Origin of the sequence: Streptomyces sp. NPDC046862 (assembly GCF_040704615.1) — a bacterium.
GTDB lineage: Bacteria > Actinomycetota > Actinomycetes > Streptomycetales > Streptomycetaceae > Streptomyces.
Genome location: NZ_JBEYXP010000044.1, coordinates 24,109 through 39,524, shown reverse-complemented (window position 1 = coordinate 39,524; position 15,416 = coordinate 24,109). Strand labels below are relative to the sequence as shown.

At 69.1% G+C, this 15,416-nt stretch carries 17 protein-coding genes; 9 read left to right on the top strand and 8 right to left on the bottom strand.

Translation table 11 applies throughout. The features are described 5' to 3' along the window. Positions 1-469: 469 nt before the first annotated feature. The 5 genes from aspS to AB0959_RS37320 all read left to right on the top strand — a co-directional run bounded on the left by aspS (position 470) and on the right by AB0959_RS37320 (position 6,727). Entirely contained in the window at positions 470-2,233 is a 1,764-nt protein-coding gene (aspS, locus tag AB0959_RS37340) for an aspartate--tRNA ligase (RefSeq protein ID WP_366831207.1), read from the top strand. Between the two features lie 172 nt (positions 2,234-2,405). Further along, positions 2,406-3,359 (top strand): intradiol ring-cleavage dioxygenase, encoded by a 954-nt coding sequence (locus AB0959_RS37335; RefSeq protein WP_366831206.1) that lies wholly within the window; start codon positions 2,406-2,408, stop codon positions 3,357-3,359. 144 nt (positions 3,360-3,503) lie between these two features. Continuing rightward, the gene (locus tag AB0959_RS37330; protein ID WP_366831205.1) at positions 3,504-4,493 is read left to right on the top strand and encodes an intradiol ring-cleavage dioxygenase; all 990 of its coding nucleotides are present in this window, start codon (positions 3,504-3,506) and stop codon (positions 4,491-4,493) included. Between the two features lie 254 nt (positions 4,494-4,747). Beyond that, a complete protein-coding gene (locus tag AB0959_RS37325) occupies positions 4,748-6,097 on the top strand; it encodes an MFS transporter (protein ID WP_366831204.1) in 1,350 nt (449 codons plus the stop codon). Positions 6,098-6,511: 414 nt separating this feature from the next. Next, complete coding sequence (locus tag AB0959_RS37320; RefSeq protein ID WP_366831203.1) at positions 6,512-6,727, top strand: hypothetical protein; 216 nt, start codon at positions 6,512-6,514, stop codon at positions 6,725-6,727. 67 nt (positions 6,728-6,794) lie between these two features. On the opposite strand, the gene AB0959_RS37315 is transcribed toward AB0959_RS37320, so the two are convergent. From AB0959_RS37315 to AB0959_RS37300, 4 genes are all read right to left on the bottom strand, one after another. Further along, positions 6,795-7,418 (bottom strand): hypothetical protein, encoded by a 624-nt coding sequence (locus AB0959_RS37315; RefSeq protein WP_366831202.1) that lies wholly within the window; start codon positions 7,416-7,418, stop codon positions 6,795-6,797. 23 nt (positions 7,419-7,441) lie between these two features. Then, positions 7,442-8,893: an ATP-binding protein gene (locus tag AB0959_RS37310; protein WP_366831201.1), complete on the bottom strand. Its 1,452-nt coding sequence runs from the start codon at positions 8,891-8,893 to the stop codon at positions 7,442-7,444. Positions 8,894-8,945: 52 nt separating this feature from the next. Beyond that, on the bottom strand, positions 8,946-9,617 hold the full coding sequence (locus AB0959_RS37305) for a hypothetical protein (protein ID WP_366831200.1): 672 nt from the start codon (positions 9,615-9,617) through the stop codon (positions 8,946-8,948). Positions 9,618-9,697: 80 nt separating this feature from the next. Continuing rightward, a complete protein-coding gene (locus AB0959_RS37300; RefSeq protein WP_366831199.1) occupies positions 9,698-10,150 on the bottom strand; it encodes an ATP-binding protein in 453 nt (150 codons plus the stop codon). 161 nt (positions 10,151-10,311) lie between these two features. Here AB0959_RS37300 and AB0959_RS37295 point away from each other — a divergent pair, with 161 nt between their 5' ends. Beyond that, positions 10,312-11,220, top strand: a complete 909-nt coding sequence (locus tag AB0959_RS37295; RefSeq protein ID WP_366831198.1) for a helix-turn-helix transcriptional regulator — start codon at positions 10,312-10,314, stop codon at positions 11,218-11,220. Continuing rightward, complete coding sequence (locus AB0959_RS37290) at positions 11,108-11,428, top strand: DUF397 domain-containing protein (RefSeq protein WP_366831197.1); 321 nt, start codon at positions 11,108-11,110, stop codon at positions 11,426-11,428. The genes AB0959_RS37295 and AB0959_RS37290 overlap by 113 nt, the downstream gene beginning before the upstream one ends. Here the strand turns inward: AB0959_RS37290 and AB0959_RS37285 are convergent. Together AB0959_RS37285 and AB0959_RS37280 are read right to left on the bottom strand one after the other, a co-directional pair. After that, the gene (locus AB0959_RS37285; protein WP_366831196.1) at positions 11,382-11,846 is read right to left on the bottom strand and encodes a GNAT family N-acetyltransferase; all 465 of its coding nucleotides are present in this window, start codon (positions 11,844-11,846) and stop codon (positions 11,382-11,384) included. The two genes, AB0959_RS37290 and AB0959_RS37285, sit on opposite strands and share 47 nt — an antisense overlap. Then, a complete protein-coding gene (locus AB0959_RS37280; RefSeq protein ID WP_366831195.1) occupies positions 11,843-12,439 on the bottom strand; it encodes a TetR/AcrR family transcriptional regulator in 597 nt (198 codons plus the stop codon). Before AB0959_RS37280 ends, AB0959_RS37285 begins: the two co-directional genes overlap by 4 nt. Before the next feature lie 134 nt (positions 12,440-12,573). On the opposite strand from AB0959_RS37280, the gene AB0959_RS37275 reads away from it, so the two are divergent. Both AB0959_RS37275 and AB0959_RS37270 read left to right on the top strand, forming a co-directional pair. Then, positions 12,574-13,596 carry an aldo/keto reductase gene (locus tag AB0959_RS37275; RefSeq protein ID WP_366831194.1) on the top strand — a complete coding sequence of 341 codons (1,023 nt, stop codon included), beginning with the start codon at positions 12,574-12,576 and terminating at the stop codon, positions 13,594-13,596. A gap of 84 nt (positions 13,597-13,680) precedes the next feature. Next, a complete protein-coding gene (locus tag AB0959_RS37270) occupies positions 13,681-14,556 on the top strand; it encodes an LLM class flavin-dependent oxidoreductase (protein WP_366831193.1) in 876 nt (291 codons plus the stop codon). 18 nt (positions 14,557-14,574) lie between these two features. On the opposite strand, the gene AB0959_RS37265 is transcribed toward AB0959_RS37270, so the two are convergent. Beyond that, positions 14,575-15,069 (bottom strand): hypothetical protein, encoded by a 495-nt coding sequence (locus AB0959_RS37265; RefSeq protein WP_366831192.1) that lies wholly within the window; start codon positions 15,067-15,069, stop codon positions 14,575-14,577. A 126-nt stretch (positions 15,070-15,195) separates the two neighbouring features. Beyond that, a complete protein-coding gene (locus tag AB0959_RS37260) occupies positions 15,196-15,384 on the bottom strand; it encodes a hypothetical protein (protein ID WP_366831191.1) in 189 nt (62 codons plus the stop codon). Between the last annotated feature and the right edge of the window lie 32 nt (positions 15,385-15,416).

Here is a 15,416-nt window from a genome sequence, read left to right as displayed (position 1 = left end):
GTCGAGTGTCTGCCGCGCCATTGTGGCTGGGGCGCCTGCTGTTGGTTCGCGGGTCGGGGGCGCGCCGGGAGGTCTCCGTCCTCGGTCCGGCGGTTCTGTCCGGCGTCCAGTTCCTCGGCGGCGGACGCCGGCCGCTGCGGGCGGGCACCTCCCGGCACACCCCCTGCCGTGCGTACGCGGCTGACGGTGCGGCGTCGTGCCGGCTGCGGGGGCGGGCTTTTAGTGGACGGGCTTTTGAGGGGCGCAGTCATAGCGCAGGGCGCGCCCCAGGCCTTTGGGGGCGCGCGGAACTGCGCGACAAGCCACAACGAACCCGCAGCCTCCCCCAAACAGAACCCGGCACACGCAAAAGCCCTCGCCTGACCGCCGGAGGTCCCCGGTACCCTTGGGGGCTCCGGGCCCAACCCCGCCCGGCGCTCCGGGGCGCGGCCCCGGCGAGACCCGATCAGCGAAGACTGGATGAACGACGATGCATCGGTACAGGTCCCACACCTGCGGCGAGCTCCGCGCCTCTGACGTCGGCACCGACGTCCGGCTGAGCGGCTGGCTGCACAATCGGCGCGACCTGGGCGGCATCCTCTTCATCGATCTGCGCGATCACTACGGCATCACGCAGCTGGTGGCCCGCCCGGGCACGCCCGCGTACGAGGCGCTGGACAAGCTCTCCAAGGAGTCGACCGTCCGCGTCGACGGCAGCGTTGTTTCACGTGGAACGGAGAACGTGAACCCCGACCTGCCGACCGGCGAGGTCGAGGTCGAGGTCGGCGAGGTCGAACTGCTCGGCGCGGCGGCCCCCCTCCCGTTCACGATCAACACCGAGGACGGGGTGAACGAGGAGCGGCGCCTGGAGTACCGCTTCCTGGACCTGCGCCGCGAGCGCATGCATCGCAACATCATGCTGCGTACCGCGGTGATCAGCGCCATTCGTCACAAGATGACGGCGCTCGGCTTCAACGAGATGGCGACGCCGATCCTCTCCGCCACCTCCCCCGAGGGCGCCCGCGACTTCGTCGTGCCGTCGCGCCTGAACCCGGGCAGGTTCTACGCGCTGCCGCAGGCCCCGCAGCAGTTCAAGCAGCTGCTGATGATCTCGGGCTTCGACCGCTACTTCCAGATCGCGCCCTGCTTCCGTGACGAGGACGCCCGCGCGGACCGTTCGCCGGGCGAGTTCTACCAGCTCGACGTGGAGATGTCCTTCGTCGAGCAGGAGGACGTCTTCCAGCCCATCGAGAAGCTGATGACCGAGCTCTTCGAGGAGTTCGGCAACGGGCGGCACGTCACCTCCCCCTTCCCGCGCATCCCGTTCCGCGAGGCGATGCTGAAGTACGGCTCCGACAAGCCGGACCTGCGCGCGCAGCTGGAGCTCGTGGACATCACCGACATCTTCGAGGGCTCGGAGTTCAAGGCCTTCGCCGGCAAGCACGTCCGTGCCCTGCCGGTGCCGGACGTGTCCGCGCAGCCCCGGAAGTTCTTCGACCAGCTCGGTGACTTCGCGGTCTCGCAGGGCGCGAAGGGCCTGGCGTGGGTGCGGGTGACCGAGGACGGCTCGCTGACGGGCCCGATCGCGAAGTTCCTGACCGAGGAGAACATCGCCGAGCTGACGAAGCGGCTGTCGCTGGCCTCCGGGCACGCGGTGTTCTTCGGCGCGGGCGAGTTCGACGAGGTCTCGAAGATCATGGGCGCGGTGCGGGTCGAGGCCGCCAAGCGCGCCGGACACTTCGAGGAGGACGTCTTCCGGTTCTGCTGGATCGTCGACTTCCCGATGTACGAGAAGGACGAGGAGACCGGGAAGATCGACTTCTCGCACAACCCGTTCTCGATGCCGCAGGGTGGCCTGGAGGCCCTTCAGACCCAGGACCCGCTGGACGTCCTCGGCTGGCAGTACGACATCGTCTGCAACGGCGTCGAGCTGTCCTCCGGCGCCATCCGGAACCACGAGCCGGACATCATGCTCAAGGCCTTCGAGATCGCGGGTTACGACCGTGAGACCGTCGAGGAGCAGTTCGCCGGCATGCTGCGCGCCTTCCGTTTCGGCGCCCCGCCGCACGGTGGCATCGCCCCCGGTGTCGACCGCATCGTCATGCTGCTGGCCGACGAGCCGAACATCCGCGAGACGATCGCCTTCCCGCTCAACGGCAACGCCCAGGACCTGATGATGGGCGCGCCGACGGAGCTGGACGAGACGCGGCTGCGGGAGCTGCACCTTTCGGTGCGTAAGCCCCAGCCGAAGTAGTGGAACACGAGTGGGGAATTAGGTAAGGCAAGCCTTTCCTGGTTGCCCGGTGGCCGGCCCGGTGGGAAGGGTCCTGAAATCGCCCGTCGATTTCAGGACCCTTTCTCATGCGTGAGGGAAAGGCGCTGTTTTCTCAGCTCGTTGACAGGGTTCTTACCTAACTTCCCGGCGCATGACAGTCAATCAACAGCATCCACAGGATCAGCAGCTGTCCCGTCGCAAGGCCGTGGCGGTGGGCGCGGGCGCGGTGGCGGCGGTGACCCTCGGCGGCACGGCCGTCGCGGCGAACGCCCTCGACGGCGAGAGAAAAGCCTCCGGCGGCGCCCCCGCGGGTTCAGGTACCGATGCCTCCGCCCCGGAGGAGTGCTACAAGCTGACGTCGGAGACCGTCGAGGGTCCGTACTACATCGACGCGGACAAGATCCGCCGGGACGTCACGGAGGACCGGGAGGGCATCCCGCTGACCCTCCGCCTCAAGGTGATCGACTCCGAGACCTGCCGGCCGATCCGCAACGCGGCTGTCGACATCTGGCACTGCGACGCTGTGGGCGTCTACTCCGGGTACGAGGACATGGGCAACGGCGGTGGCGGCCCGGCCCCGAGCGGTCCCCCGCCGACAGCCGCCCCGACCGACGCTCCGACCGGTTCGCCCTCGGGCCCGCCTCCCGGCGGCGGCCACCAGGAGCCGACGGACGACACCCGCTACCTGCGCGGCACGTGGCGTACGGACCGGCAGGGCTTCGTCACCTTCAAGACGGTCTTCCCGGGCTGGTACCGCGGCCGTTGCGTGCACATCCACACGAAGGTGCACGTCAATGGCGAGTGGACGGAGGCAGGGTACGAGGGCGGCAACACCTGCCACACCGGCCAGTTCTTCTTCGACGAGGAGTCCGTCCTCGCCTCCGCCGAGGTCGAGCCGTACGTGTCGAACACGGCGGAGCGCACGACGCTCGACGGGGACTCCATCTACGACGGCAGCGGCACCCAGGGCGGACTGCTGAAGCTGCGCTACGACAAGAGGAACATCGCGAAGGGGGTGCGTGCCTCGCTCACGGTGGGCGTGGACCCGGAGGCGACCAACGAGGGGCAGGGCGCGCCGCCGCAGCCGAGCGCGAGCGCGTCGTAAGGCAAGCCTTTCCAGTGGATTTGCCGAAAAGGGGCTCGAAATCGACGAGGATTTCGGGCCCTCTTTCCCTCCGCTTGGGAATGCAAGGCAGACCACAGTCCTTTCTTACGGCTTTGACAGACTGCCTCCCTAACTTCCTTTGCCATGACGGGAAACGAGACCGAGAACCAGACGGCCGCCCAGGGGCCGAAACACAAGCGGGACGTCACGCGCCGCAAGGTCGTCGTCGCGGGCGCCGGAGCCGTGGCCGCCGTGGGCGTGGGCGGAGCCGTCGTCGCGACCGCGAGCGCGGGCGAGACGAAGAAGGGAGCCTCCGCGAAGGCCGCCGACAGCACCGCGGAGGAGTGCTACAAGCTCACCTCCGAGACCACCGAGGGTCCGTACTACATCGACGCGGACAAGATCCGGCAGGACATCACCGAGGACAAGGAGGGCATCCCGCTGACCCTCCGCCTCAAGGTGATCGACTCCGAGAGCTGCAAGCCGATCCGTAACGCGGCCGTCGACATCTGGCACTGCGACGCGCTCGGCCTGTACTCCGGCTACGAGAGCCTGTCCTCGGGCGGCGGTGGCGGCGCTCCCTCCGACGCCCCCTCGGGCACGCCGACGGGTGAGCCGCCGTCCGGCGCGCCCACCGACGGCACGGGCGGTGGCGGTGGCGGTGGGCACGAGGAGCCGACCGACGACAAGCGCTACCTGCGCGGCACCTGGAAGACCGACAAGCAGGGCTTCGTCACCTTCAAGACGATCTTCCCGGGCTGGTACCGGGGCCGTTGCGTCCACATCCACACGAAGGTGCACGTCAACGGCGAGTGGACGGACGCCGGTTACGAGGGCGGCAACACCTGCCACACCGGCCAGTTCTTCTTCGACGAGGAGTCCGTCCTCGCCTCCGCCGAGGTCGAGCCGTACTCGACGTCGACGACCGAGCGCACCACGCTCGACGAGGACACCATCTACGACCAGAGCGGCACCACAGGCGGTCTGCTCAAGCTGAAGTACAAGAAGAACGCGATCGCCAAGGGCGTCCAGGCCTCCATCACGGTCGGCGTGGACCCGGACGCGACCCACACGGGCACGGAGGACTCGGTGCAGCCGGGTGCCTCGGCCGCCGCGTCGGACTCGGCGAGCTGACGGACGCGAGCTGACGGACGTACGGACAGACGTACGGAGCTGACGGACGTACGGCTCGTACGGCTGGACACAGGGCCCGGAACCCGCCCCCAGGTTCCGGGCCCGCGGTGTTCGCTGCCGACATCCTCAAAATGTTCACATACATGATTCCTTGACCAACCCATTGACCCGGAAGGTGGGCCTCCATAAAGTTCCCCAAGTTCTCGCGTACGTGATCGCAGTTCACGTATGTGCACGACCTAGGGGAGACAACGATGTCAGAAGTCGTGATACCCGACGCCGAACGCCGTGCGGTCGGCAAGTTCCTGCGCCGCATGCTGCCGATCCTCGTCCTCATGTTGCTGATCAACCAGATGGACCGGACGAACGTCGGCTTCGTCCAGGACGAGCTCAGGGCCGACGTCGGGGTGAGCGCCACCGCGTACGGTCTGGGCGCCGGCCTGTTCTTCATCGGCTACGCACTGTTCGAGGTGCCCAGCAACATGCTGCTGGAGCGGTTCGGCGCACGCGTCTGGCTGACCCGGATCATGATCACCTGGGGTGCGGTGATCGTGGCGATGTGCTTCATCCACAACGTGTGGATGTTCTACGGACTGCGCTTCCTGCTCGGCGTCGCGGAGGCCGGCTTCTTCCCCGGTGTGCTGCTCTACTTCACCCAGTGGCTGCCCGACTCCAGCCGGGGCCGGGCGAGTGCGATCTTCCTGGGCGGCTCGGCCACCGCGTACATCGTGACCGGTCCGATCACGGGCGCGCTGCTGGAACTGCACGGGGTCGGCGGGTTCGCCGGCTGGCGCTGGATGTTCGCCCTCGAGGGGCTGCTCTCGATCGTCGTCGGTTTCATCGCCGGTTTCTTCCTCGTCTCCCGCATCGAGGACGCCCGCTGGCTGACCCGCGAGGAGAAGGACGCGCTGGGCTCGGCGGTCGCCCGCGACGAGGAGGCCCGCAGCCGCGCGCCGAGGGTGTCCCGGCTCAGGCTGATCCTCCACCCCCAGGTCGCGCTGCTCACCACGGTGTTCTTCGCCATGGCCCTGACCGGCTACGCGATCACCTTCTGGCTGCCGAGCCTGGTCGAGGAGATCGGCGGGCTGTCGCCGTTCCAGGTCGGGCTGCTGTCGGCGATCCCGTGGATCTGCGCGGTGATCGCGATGTACACGGTGAGCCACTTCACCGACGGCGCCCCGGACCGCCGCCCGTTCCTGGCGATCGCCCTGGTCCTGTCGGCCATCGGAACCTTCCTCGCCACGCTGGGCTCGCCCTGGTTCGGGCTCGCCGCGATCACGCTGGCCGCGGTCGGCGGGAAGTGCGCGGCCACCCTGTTCTGGCCGATGGCGCAGTCCGGGCTCGACCTGAAGGTCGCCGCACCGGGCCTGGCGGTCGTCAACTCCCTCGGTAACCTGGGCGGTTTCGTCTCCCCCACCCTCTTCGGCTACCTCAAGGACACGACCGGCAGCACGAACGGCGGCCTGTACACCCTGTCCGCGGCGTCGATCCTGGCGGTCGTCGGGGTCGCCCTCATCCGCCGCGGCGGCGGCTCGGCGACGGGATCCGGCTCGGACTCGGGCGCCCCGACCGTTGCGAAGGGGCAGGTGGCGACCGGCGGTTGAGAGGAACGAAAAGGCGCCCGGGACCGTGACGTCCCGGGCGCCGCACGTTTTCCGGGGTTGGGTGAACAGCGGGCCAATTACCTGTGTGCGAAAGCAATGTGACCGTGACATGGGTGCCGGTCGTGAGGTAATATCCAGGCAAAGACGTGTTCGTGGTGGCCAGTTGGTATGCGGCCTGACAAGGACATTGCCCGGGAGGTGTGACGATGCAACGGCGACGGATTCCTCATGAACCCGGGCACGCCTCGGCAGGGTCACTCCCGGATCACGGCTGTTCCCGCTCCTAGAAGCGAGCGCGATCCCTGTCGGTATCTAATGACCGACCTTTCTCTCGTACGCCGCCCGTCCCTCTGCGCCGGGCGAAGGACTCCCACGCGCCCGCATGTCGCGGCAGCGCACCACGCAAAGGAGGCAATGGTGTTCGATCTCCGGACCGAGGCGGAAATGAGGCTGCACTCGGAAAAGACGGCCAAGGAACTGGCCCTGAAAAAGCAGCGGGAAGAGAGCGGCGAGAAGGCCGACAAGCAGACCGACAAGCAGACCGACAAGAAGGTCGACGAGAAGGCCGCTCCGGCGGACGCGACCACGGAAACGCACGAAGCTGCCGACGCGGGCGAGCCGGTCGGCTGACCTGATCCTTTCGCGACGGTCCGCCCACTTTCGAGGCGGACCGTTTTTGGTTCCATGACAAATAGCGTCAGGGGCCCACCGCATCCGTTGCCCCCACGGCGCCCATCACCACATCGGCCAACTCCGCGACGGACCGGCCCGCGCCCGCGTCGACGCGCTGCAGGCCCAAGCTGTCGACGGCCTGCAGCATGAGCGTCTGATAGCGCTTCGTCCGGGCCAGAAACTGGTCCATCAGGTGCCGTTCAGCAGCGGTCGCCGTTTCGTAGTGGCCGGCAGCGCGCACTCGGGCACGGACGAGGGCGTCGTCCGCGGTGAGCCATACGGCGGCCGTGCGCGGCACCGTCAGCGTCGCGACGCGCGTGGGCCAGAGCGCGGACCCCTCCAGAACCAGGCCCGACGTCGTCCCGCCTCCGCCCGCACGGTCCGTGACCAGCTCTTCGATGCGGGGCCACAGTCGCTCGTAGTGGTCGAGGACGGAGACGATCAGTTCGTCGACCGTCAGGGTTCCGTAGTGCTCGGCGACGTGCGCCGGCACCTCCCGCTCCGGCGTTCGCCAGGGCCGCCCCGGATGCCGTGCCAGGCGGTCCGTCGACAGACACTCGAACCCCAGCCGGTCCGCCACCGCCTGGGCGACGGTCGACTTCCCGACGTTCGACGTTCCCCCGATCAGCACCACCCGCGCACCGCTCATGCCGGGACCTTACGCGGGGTCCGTCAGGAACCCCAGGCCGCCACGACATCCCCCGCGCCCCACACCAGCCCGACTCCGTCGTCGGCGACGGCGCCCGTCGTCCCGGAGAGGGACACCACCGCCAGGCCCGTGGTGCCCGGGGTGAAGCCGGGGATCTGGGAGGTGCCCGTACGGAGGGCGGTCAGGTCGTGCTGGTCGAACGGCGAGGCGAGCCATTTCACGGAGCCGGCGAAGTAGAGGGTGCTCGCGACGGGGCCGCGGTCCGCACCGACGAGGTCGATCTCCGGGGAGAACTGGCGGTTCCACCAACCGCCCACCGTCACCGTGTCGGGCCAGGGGGAGTCCCCGGACGCGGCGGCGAGCTCCAGCGCTTCCCGGATCAGCGGCTCCACGGCCCTCCCGCGCCAGGTCGCCCACCGTCGCTGGACGATCCGGTACGCGGCCTCGGGCCGGCCGCGCCGTGACAGTTCCTGCGCGGAGCGCATGGCGGCCAGGTAGAGGCGCAGGTTGCTGTCGGCCACGCGGTACAGAGCCGGTTTGCCGGGGGTGGTGGACAGGGGGGTGTCGGAGGCGAGGACGCGCTTCTCCTCGGTGAGCCGTCGCAGGAGAGGGGACAGTATCCCGGACGGGAGTGCCCCGTTCTGGCTTCCCGCCGTCGCCGCGATGTTGGCGTGCGTACGGTCACCGCTGCCCACGGCCTCCAGGACCCGCCGGGACTGGTCGGGCGCCGGGAACTCGGCCATCAGGGCCGCTTCCGGGACACCGAAGAGGGGCGAAGCCGGGTCGGCGCACTCGGCCTCGATGAAGTCGAGTGCCGGGGTGCCGTGCGGCCAGGCCCGCAGAATGCCCGGCAGTCCGCCCGAGACGAGGTGCGCGTCGATGGCGTCAGCGGCGTCCAGGCCCAGCGCGGCCCCTGTCTCGGCAGGATTGAGCGGGCCGAGGACCATGCTGTCGGCCCGCCCGTAGAAGGGGCGGTCGTAGGCCGTGAACCGTTCCATCATGTGCAGGTCACTGCCGAGCAGCAGCAGGAGAACGGGCCGGCTGGACAGCAGTCTGTCCCACGCCGTCTGGAGCGCTCCGTCGAACACGGGGTCCTGCTCGGCGAGCCAGGGCAACTCGTCGAGGACGATGATGCTGGGGGAGGCGGGCAGTACGGAGGCCAGGGCCCGGAAGGCGTCGGGCCAGTTGGTGGGTGCGGTCTCGGGCACGAGCTCGGGGTCGGCCGGTAGGGACGACTCCCTCAGCTCGGCCATCAAATCGGCGATCCCCTCCACGGGGGACGCGCCCTTGGTCGCGGTGAAGAACACGTGGGGTCGTCGGGCCTGGTCGCAGAACTCCTGCACGAGTCTCGACTTCCCAACCTGCCGCCGCCCTCGCATGGCAAGGGCAACCCCGGTGCCGTCGGCGGCAGCCCGGGCGAGGCGCTTGCGGAGGAGGGCAAGCTCGTTCTGACGGCCTACGAAAGGGCTGGGCATGGTGCCCTCCTGAGCGACGAGTTTATGTAGGTTCATTCTACGTAGATTGAATCTACATAATCTGCTCAGGCATCGGGGGCCGAAGCAGCTCTCTCCATGTCCCTCTGGCCGGAGCGTCCAGCAGGCCGGCTTCCAGCAGTTCGCACAGGTAGACCGATGTGTGATTGTCGAGTGAGCGCAGGCCTCGGGCCAGTGCTTCCCGTGCGGCTGTGATCCTCGGGCTCTCGCCGTGGGCGATGGCCGCCAGCGTTGCCAGCGCCGGCTGCCGGATCACCGTCGACGCATCCGTGATCTCCGGCAGGTTGTCCGGGCCCAGCACCAGTGGGTGCAGGCTGTGGGAAATCCAGGCGCCGATGCGGGACTCGAAGGGGCCGAGGGCCCAGGTCGCGGTGAATCGGTTCCGACAGATCACCAGCAGGAGTACGGGGCGCTCGCACGTCATCTGGAGATGGGTCACGTGGCAGGCCCAGTTCAGCAGTTTGGCGTCATCCGGCTCGTTCTGGATATCGATGGCGAGGAGGAAGCCGTTCCCTTCGGACGGGTCGACCTTCAGCACTGACTCCATGCGGTGCCCCGGCGGCGAGATCTCCGGCGCGTTCACGCTGAGCCTTTCGATGACCGGCTTCACGGGCGGCGGAACACCCAGCGCATCGAAGACGGGGGTGAGGGCGGCTGGGTGATCCGGAAAGACTCGGGGGGAGGTTTCGCGGGTGGTGGTGTCCATGGTGGATGAACCTAGGGAGATCTTGGGCCGTGCGTCCGGCCGATGGAATGGGATCACTCTTTCGAGGTTGGAAGGAACGTTCACGCCGCCCTGGCCAGCTCGCACCACACGAACTTGCCGTTCCCGTCCGGAGGCTGGGTCGCCGTTCCCAGGGCGAACCACCCCCACTTGTCGGAGCAGCCTTCGACGAGAGTGAGGCCGCGGCCCGATTCGAGGGCGGGGGTCAGTGCGGCGTCGGTCCTGGGCGCCGGGGTCGGTGGCGTCGGGTCCGAGTCCCATACGCCGATCCGCAGGACCGGGTCCGACCAGCGGAGCCTTATGGCCGCCGGGCCCTTCGTGTGCAGTACGGCGTTCGCGACCAGCTCCGTCGCCGCGAGCTCGGCGGCATCGGTGAGCTGGGGGAGGTCGTGGAGGGCGAGGATGAGGCGGAGGGTGCGGCGGCAGATCGTGACGGCGCGGGGGTCGTTGGGGATGGCGAGGGTGTAGGTCCAGGGGCCGTTGTCGGGTGCGGTGGATTCTCCGGTTTCGGGCATGCGTAACTCCTGGTGGCGAGTGGGGAGTCGGGCTGCGCTGTGGTCGCGGGCGGTGGCTCTGTCGCGCCCGCCGTGGCAGGGCGGGGCGGTGCGCTTCCGGGGTCCCGGCGTTCCGCAGCGTGTGCGTCGCGTCACTGAAGGTACGGACTAAAGTTAGTCTGATGCAACTCATTGTCGTAGTCTGGTCACTCGATGTGGTGATCGACGGGTGGGAGGCACGGGTGCCACGGAAAGAGCCGACGGCACGGCAGGAGCGGCTGGGCCGTGAGCTGCGCAGACTGCGGGAAGCGGCCGGGCTGAGGGCTCGCGAGGCGGGCCAGTTGCTGGGTGTGGTGTCGGTGACCATGAGTCAGATCGAGTCCGGCGTGACAGGGGTCAGCGAGGCTCGGGTACGGCGGATGGCAGCTCAGTACGCGTGCGCGGACGCGGAGTTGGTCGACGCGCTCGTAGGGATGGCGACCGACCGTACCCGCGGGTGGTGGGAGGAATACCGGGACGTGTTGCCGCCGGGCTTCCTCGATCTCGCCGAGCTCGAGCACCACGCCCGGTACCTCCAGGTGATCTCCACCGCCCACGTGCCGGGTGTGCTGCAGACGGAGGAGTACGCCAGGGCCGTGTTCGCGTACATGGTCCCCGAGTTGCCCGTGAGCGAGCTGGAGCCGAGGGTCGCGCACCGCATGCGCAGGCGTGTGGTCGTCGAGAGGGACGACGCCGTACCGTACGAGGCCGTCGTGCACGAGGGAGTGCTGCGCACGCGAGTCGCCGACCGGTCGACGGCGCGGGCCCAACTGGACGAGATCCTGCGGCAGTCGGAGCGCCCGAACGTCACGGTACGGGTCGTCCCGTTCGACGTGGACGGCTTCGCCGGGGCCAACGCCTCAATGTTGTACGCCGGGGGACCCGCACCGCAGTTGGACACGGCCAAGCGTGACGCGCCCCATGGCGGGCCCTTTCTGGATGCCGCGTCACAACTGGCCCGGTTTCGAACGCTCTTCCGTAAGGTGGAGTCGGTGTCGCTCGACGCGGCGCGCTCGCGCGACTTCATCCACCGTTTGGCGAAGGAGCTGTGACGTGACTCAGTGGCAGAAGTCGTCGTTCTCGGGTGGCGGCGACGGAGACGAGTGCGTCGAACTTGCCCTCACCAACGTCCAGTTGCTCCTCCGAGAAAGCGACGCCCCCACCCGAATACTCCCCGTCGCTCCCACCGCCCTGGCCGCCCTCCTCCGGGAGGTCAAGAGCCCCCGGACACCTCGGAGGGCGCCGGCTTGCGAAGCATGAACACGTCCACGGGATCCTCCGTCTCGAGGACGAACCCGTGGCGCTCGTACAGGCGGCGGGCCGGGCTGCCCTGGAGTACGTTCAGTCGGACAGGGACGCCCTCGCCGTCGCACCGTTCCAGCAGCTCGCGCAGGACGCCCGAACCGATACCGCTGCCCTGAAGACGCGGGGCCAGGTAGAAGTGCTCCAGCCAGTGCGCGTCCTCGGCCGGGCGGAGCGCCACGCAGCCGGCGAACGTGCCGTCCACCTCGATGACCCGTGTGTGTGACGGGTCGAAGCCGTCCCGCAGCCGCTGCCGTACGCGCTGCTCGTCGTACCGCCCGAGCCGTTCCAGGTCCGGTCGCATCACCACCGCACGCAGCTCCGCCACCGCCGAGACGTCCGACATCGACGCCGGCCGCATCTCCCAGATCGTCATGATCGCCCTGGTCGGCGCAGGCCCGCGATGAGGAAGCCGACCACTCGGCGTGCGTCGTAGCGGGGGTCGCCCTCCGCGCCGATGCAGAGGTTGCCGACTCCGCGCATGAGCTCCAGGGCGTCGAGGTCGGAGCGGATCTCGCCGGCTGCGGTCGCCGCGTCGAGCAGGTGGGCGCACACGGGCACGAGGCGGTCGAGGAAGTAGGCGTGCAGCGTGTCGAAGTCGGCGTTGCCGGACTGCAGTACGGCGGCGAGTCCGTGCTTGGTGACCAGGAAGTCGACGAAGAGGTCGATCCACTGCCCCAGCGCGGCGTAAGGCGTCGCGCTCGTCTCCAGCAGGGCCGGACCGGCTTCGGCGCAGGCCTCCACCTGGTGCCGGTACACGGCGATGATGAGGTCCGCCCGCGTCGGGAAGTGGCGGTAGATCGTGCCCATCCCGACGCCGGCCTTGGCCGCGATGTCGCGTACCGGCGCTTCCACGCCCGACGTGACGAAGACCGCGGCGGCCGCGTCGAGCAGCGCCTTCTGGTTGCGCCGGGCATCCGTCCGTTGGGGCCGGGCCGCGCTCCCCGCGCCCTCGTCGTTGGCGTTCACCGCGCCGCTCCTTCCACTGCCGAGGCTACGAGGGTATCGGGCTTGCCGAAACGGAGCGGTGTTCCGTATCGTAAGCGGAGCGCGGTTCCGTTTCGCTGGTGCCGCGTTTCACCTTCGTTGGAGGAGACACAGTCATGCAGTACCGCACCTTGGGCCGCACCGGTGTGCAGGTCAGCTCTCTCGCGCTCGGCGCGATGAACTTCGGCAGGATCGGGCGCACCACCCAGGACGAGGCCACCGCCCTCGTCGACGCCGCCCTCGATGCAGGGATCAACCTCATCGACACCGCCGACATGTACAGCGACGGCGAGTCGGAGGAGATGGTCGGCCGAGCCATCGCCGGCCGCCGCGACGACATCGTGCTGGCCACGAAGGCGGGCATGCCCATGGGCGATGAGCGCAACCATCGCGGCAGCTCGCGCCGCTGGCTGGTCACCGAGCTGGACAACAGCCTGCGCCGCCTCGGTGTCGACCACGTCGATCTGTACCAGGTCCACCGGTGGGACCCGGCCACCAGCGACGAGGAGACGCTGTCGGCCCTGACCGACCTTCAGCGTGCCGGGAAGATCCGCTACTTCGGCTCCTCGACCTTCCCCGCGTACCGCATCGTGCAGGCCCAGTGGGCCGCCCGCGAGCATCACCTGAGCCGTTACGTCACCGAACAGCCCAGCTACTCCGTCCTGCAGCGCGGGATCGAGACCCATGTGCTGCCCGTGACCGAGGAGTACGGGCTCGGCGTGCTGGTGTGGAGTCCGCTGGCCTCGGGCTGGCTGTCGGGCGCGGTCCGCGAGGGCCGGGAGATCGCCACGAGCCGGTCGGCGTTCATGCCGGACCGCTTCGACATCGCCCTCCCCGCCAACCGGGCCCGGCTCGACGCCGTCGAGCAGCTGGCCAAGGTCGCCGATGAGGCCGGCCTGACCATGATCCAGCTCGCACTCGGCTTCGTGACCGCGCACCCCGCCGTGACCAGCGCGCTCATCGGCCCCCGCACCCTGGACCATCTGCACTCACAGCTCGCCGCCGCCGACACCGTGCTCTCCGCCGACGTGCTCGACGCGATCGACTCGATCGTCGCCCCCGGCACCGACCTCGCCGCCCACGAGAAGTACGACACCCCGCCCTCGCTGCTCGACCCGTCACTGCGACGGCGCCGCTGACCGTCCGAGGTGAGTCCGCGTCACGAGGTGAGTCCGCGTCACGAGGTGAGTCCGCATCAACGGCCGAAAGGACCCCACTGCACCATGACCCCGCCCCACACACCCCGTCCCCGCTTCGGGATCATGACCGCCCCCATGCAGGTCGACTACCACGACATCCTGCGGGTCTGGCGCGAGGCGGACGCCATCCCGGAGATCGAGCACGCGTGGCTGTTCGATCACCTCATGCCGATCGGGGGCGACCCGGACGGGCCGATCCACGAGGGCTGGACGCTGCTCTCCGCCCTCGCCGCCCAGACCCGACGGCTGCGGCTCGGCGTCATGGTGACCAGCAACCGGTTCCGGCCGCCCGCGATGCTGGCCAAGATCGCCACGACCGTCGACGTCGTCTCCGGCGGACGGCTCGACTTCGGCATCGGCGTCGGCTCACGACCCCACCCTCCCGAGGCCCACCGCGAGTACGCGGCCCACGGCCTGCCCTTCCACGACACCGCCCACGCCGTGGGAAGCCTCGCCGAAGCGTGCACGGTGATCCGGAGGCTGTGGACCGAGGACGAACCGTTCGACTTCCACGGCGAGTACGTCCAGCTCACCGGGGCGTTCGCCAACCCCAAACCCGTCCAGCGCCCTCACCCGCCGATCCTCATCGGCGGACGCTCCTCCGCGACACTGCGCGTGGTCGCCGAGCACGCCGACCTGTGGAACATCCCGGGCGGCGACCTCGACGACGTCGTTCGCCGCAGCGCCCTGCTGGACCGCTACTGCGCCGACATCGGCCGCGACCCCGCCTCCATCACCCGCTCGATCCACCTGCCCGTCTCCTACGACCGGCCCGGCTCCACGCGGGACGCGATCGCCGAAGCGATCGACGCCGGCATCCACCACATCGTCCTCGGACTGCCGGTGCCCTGGCCCGCCGATGTCGCACGGTGGGTGGCGGACGAGCTCATCGGCACGTAGGGGCCCCTAGGCCACCCCTCAGGTCGCGTCGGCGGGTCGGCCTTCGCCGGCCATGAACCTCCAGACCAGGCCGTGCCCCAGGGCGACGAGCAGGATCAGCAGAACCGCCGCCGCCTGGATCGGCTTCAGGTTCACGATGTCCGCGAGCTCGGGTCGCGCGCCCACCAGCGCGATCAGCGCGTAGCACAGAGCCGCCGCCGCCTGGGCAAGGGTCAGGAACATGGAGGAGCCGTCCGGGCGGGTGCGGCTGGTCAGACGCAGTATCGACACACAGCCGATCAGGGCGAGCGCCACGAAGCTGGCCCGCCAGATCTCCGGGGTCTCCATGCCGCCGACCTGCGCGAACAGGCCCATCAGCGCGGGAAGCAGGAACGAGATGTAGATACCGCCGACGATGTGGCGCAGCTGCGGATCGCGCAGCCACTCCTGGTGACCCCGGACCACGTTCCACCAGAGGCCGACCAGGGTGAAGCAGGTGGCCGAGAAGAGTGCGTAGAACGTGCTGACATCCACTGCGCCTCCTACCTCGGGATTCGCAGTGAGCGTCTCACGGGGCGGCCGCCGCCTTGGCGAACCAACACTCGGTTCGCACCCCAACGGACGGAACACCGGCGTCGTACCCGCCATCTGCCCGGACGCCTAGCGCTTGGCCGCCCGGTACCGCCTCATCAGTTCGGTGATCCTCTTCTGGTCCGCCGCCCCGTTCAGTTCCTTCAGAAGGTCGTCCGGGCAGAGCTCGTAGTGGTCGCCCCACCAGCCGTGCCGGCGGTTGTCCCAGATGCGGTAGCCGCCGGGAACGCCTCGGGCCACGTATCGGCGTCTGCTCACGGTCCTCCCAGGGACAAGTGCAAGGGCAGGGG

Bases quoted from the DNA above. Each gene is read 5' to 3' on its own strand.
- AB0959_RS37320 (WP_366831203.1), top strand. From the start codon at position 6,512: ATGGTGTTCGATCTCCGGACCGAGGCGGAAATGAGGCTGCACTCGGAA.
- AB0959_RS37330 (WP_366831205.1), top strand. From the start codon at position 3,504: ATGACGGGAAACGAGACCGAGAACCAGACGGCCGCCCAGGGGCCGAAA.
- AB0959_RS37335 (WP_366831206.1), top strand. From the start codon at position 2,406: ATGACAGTCAATCAACAGCATCCACAGGATCAGCAGCTGTCCCGTCGC.
- AB0959_RS37285 (WP_366831196.1), bottom strand. From the start codon at position 11,846: ATGACGATCTGGGAGATGCGGCCGGCGTCGATGTCGGACGTCTCGGCG.
- AB0959_RS37275 (WP_366831194.1), top strand. From the start codon at position 12,574: ATGCAGTACCGCACCTTGGGCCGCACCGGTGTGCAGGTCAGCTCTCTC.
- AB0959_RS37300 (WP_366831199.1), bottom strand. From the start codon at position 10,150: ATGCCCGAAACCGGAGAATCCACCGCACCCGACAACGGCCCCTGGACC.
- AB0959_RS37325 (WP_366831204.1), top strand. From the start codon at position 4,748: ATGTCAGAAGTCGTGATACCCGACGCCGAACGCCGTGCGGTCGGCAAG.
- AB0959_RS37290 (WP_366831197.1), top strand. From the start codon at position 11,108: ATGCCGCGTCACAACTGGCCCGGTTTCGAACGCTCTTCCGTAAGGTGG.
- AB0959_RS37270 (WP_366831193.1), top strand. From the start codon at position 13,681: ATGACCCCGCCCCACACACCCCGTCCCCGCTTCGGGATCATGACCGCC.
- aspS (WP_366831207.1), top strand. From the start codon at position 470: ATGCATCGGTACAGGTCCCACACCTGCGGCGAGCTCCGCGCCTCTGAC.
- AB0959_RS37310 (WP_366831201.1), bottom strand. From the start codon at position 8,893: ATGCCCAGCCCTTTCGTAGGCCGTCAGAACGAGCTTGCCCTCCTCCGC.
- AB0959_RS37295 (WP_366831198.1), top strand. From the start codon at position 10,312: ATGCAACTCATTGTCGTAGTCTGGTCACTCGATGTGGTGATCGACGGG.
- AB0959_RS37305 (WP_366831200.1), bottom strand. From the start codon at position 9,617: ATGGACACCACCACCCGCGAAACCTCCCCCCGAGTCTTTCCGGATCAC.
- AB0959_RS37315 (WP_366831202.1), bottom strand. From the start codon at position 7,418: ATGAGCGGTGCGCGGGTGGTGCTGATCGGGGGAACGTCGAACGTCGGG.